The sequence below is a fragment of the Mesorhizobium sp. M4A.F.Ca.ET.022.05.2.1 genome (assembly GCF_003998845.1).
Lineage (GTDB): Bacteria > Pseudomonadota > Alphaproteobacteria > Rhizobiales > Rhizobiaceae > Mesorhizobium.
Window position 1 is genome coordinate 1 of sequence record NZ_RZOJ01000635.1, and the last position, 2,164, is coordinate 2,164.

At 65.2% G+C, this 2,164-nt stretch carries 2 protein-coding genes and 1 riboswitch; of the genes, one reads left to right on the plus strand and one right to left on the minus strand.

Features of this window, described 5'->3' with window-relative positions:
- Window positions 1-83: 83 nt before the first annotated feature.
- The gene (locus EN745_RS33895) at window positions 84-728 is read right to left on the minus strand and encodes a thiamine diphosphokinase (RefSeq protein WP_127423247.1); all 645 of its coding nucleotides are present in this window, start codon (window positions 726-728) and stop codon (window positions 84-86) included.
- A 102-nt stretch (window positions 729-830) separates the two neighbouring features.
- Window positions 831-944, plus strand: a riboswitch (TPP riboswitch).
- A 43-nt stretch (window positions 945-987) separates the two neighbouring features.
- Between EN745_RS33895 and thiB the strand changes: the two genes are divergently transcribed.
- Window positions 988-1,992 carry a thiamine ABC transporter substrate binding subunit gene (thiB, locus tag EN745_RS33900; RefSeq protein ID WP_127423248.1) on the plus strand — a complete coding sequence of 335 codons (1,005 nt, stop codon included), beginning with the start codon at window positions 988-990 and terminating at the stop codon, window positions 1,990-1,992.
- Window positions 1,993-2,164: the final 172 nt, after the last annotated feature.

The window sequence follows — 2,164 nt, forward strand, 5'->3', positions numbered from 1 at the left end:
CGCTGAGCGCCGCGCCATCGAGCAGCGGCGTGCCGCCGAAGGTCAGTCTTATCCCGTCGAGATTGAGAAGAGGCGGGGCCATGTCAGCTTTCAGGAAGGGGATAGGGGTGAGCGAGCAGCAACGCGCGCCCGTGGCCGAGCGCGATCTCAAGCCGCCCCTTGACCTCGTTTGATATAGTCAGCGACGAGCCGAACGCCACCTCGACGTGATCGAGCGGCCATTTGGCGCCGGCGACGCTCAGGCCGGAAAGGTCGGAGAAGCCGAGCACCGAAAACAGCGTGCCGTCGGCATAGTCGAAGCCGGCCTTGCCAGGCAAAAGCGGAATGCCTTCCTGCGCGCCGCTGGTCATAACCACGCTCATGCCGGCCTCGGCCAGGCGAACCGCAAGCGCCAGATGCAGGAAGGCGTGGTCAGCGCGCTTGCCGCCGAAGGCGCCTGCCAGCACGAGGCCGGTGGCGCCGCGCTCGAGGGCGGCGGCGATCGCCAACTCGCCGTCCGTCTTGTCCTTCTCGGCCGGAAACACCTGGCGCGGCACGGCGGCCAGATCATCCGGCAAATCCGGCGGCACGGAATCGAAATCGCCGACCCAGAGCTCAGGCGTCAGGCCCAGCATGCGGGCATGGCCGATGCCGCCATCGGCGGCGATGACGCGCGCGCCGGCCAGCTGGCTGTCGAGCCGCGGCGTGCGGACGAGGTCGCCGCCAAGCAGGATGGTGAATGTGCCCATGGGCGTCGCCCTTACCAGCCCCGCCCGAGAAACGGAAGCCGGGGGTGCAGGCACCCGGCAAACTTCCGCTTGCGCGGTGCCGTGCCCGGGCCTATGTGTCGAAACGCTCTAACGGGGTGCCGGACGCGGGTTTTCGCGGACCGGCTGAGAGGCAACCGCCAACCCGCTGAACCTGATCCGGTTTGTACCGGCGGAGGGATTAGACGTCTCGGACCATCCGGCGCCTCAATTCCTTTCAACACCAACGAAGGAGGCGTCGATGCGCACGCTCTTGTCCCACCTTGTTCTGGCAACCGGCCTGGTTTCGCTTCTGGCGGGTCCGGCGGCCGCGAAGGACAAGCTCACCGTCTATACCTATGAGAGCTTCACCGCCGACTGGGGTCCCGGCCCGGCGGTAAAGAAGGAATTCGAGGCCGAATGCGGCTGCGATCTCGAATTCGTCTCGGTCGCCGATGGCGTGGCGTTACTCAACCGCGTCAAGCTGGAGGGCGCGGCGACCAAGGCCGACATCGTGCTCGGCCTCGACACCAACCTGACGGCCGAAGCCAAGGCGAGCGGCCTGTTCGCGCCGCATGGCGACGTATCCGGCCTCAATGTCCCCGGCAACTGGAGCGACGACACATTCGTGCCGTTCGACTATGGCTATTTCGCCGTCGTCTATGACACCGAAAAGCTGAAAGTCCCGCCGAAGAGCCTGAAGGAACTGGTCGAGGGCAGCGCCACCGACAAGATCGTCATCCAGGATCCACGCACCTCGACGCCCGGCCTCGGCCTGCTGCTCTGGGTCAAGGCGGTCTATGGCGACAAGGCGCCGGAAGCCTGGGCCAAGCTCAAATCCAAGGTGCTCACGGTGACGCCGGGCTGGAGCGAGGCCTATGGCCTGTTTACCAAGGGCGAGGCGCCGATGGTGCTGTCCTACACCACCTCGCCGGCCTATCACATGGTCGCCGAGAAAACCGAACGCTACCAGGCCGCGTCCTTCGAGGAGGGCGAATATCTGCAGATCGAGGTTGCCGGCATCACCACGACAGGGGCGAAGAATCCGCTGTCGGAAAAGTTCATCGCCTTCATGACCGGCCCGAAATTCCAGGATGTCATCCCCGAGACCAACTGGATGTTCCCGGCCGGCAAGACCGACAAGCCGCTCAATCCGGCCTTCGACAAATTGGTCAAGCCGACCAAGACCTTGCTGTTCAGCGCCGATGAGGTCGCCGCCAACCGCAAGGCCTGGGTGGACGAATGGCTGGCGGCGATGAGCAAGTAGGCTTTCGATCGCCTCGATGTCTGCGCCAAGCCACCCCCCTCTGTCCTGCCGGACATCTCCCCCTCAAGGGGGGAGATTGGCCGTCACGGCGGTTTTCGCCAACCTTTGGCGGTGTGGGATGGAACGCGGCGTCGACGCTGCTGATCTCCCCCCTAGAGGGGGAGATCAGCAG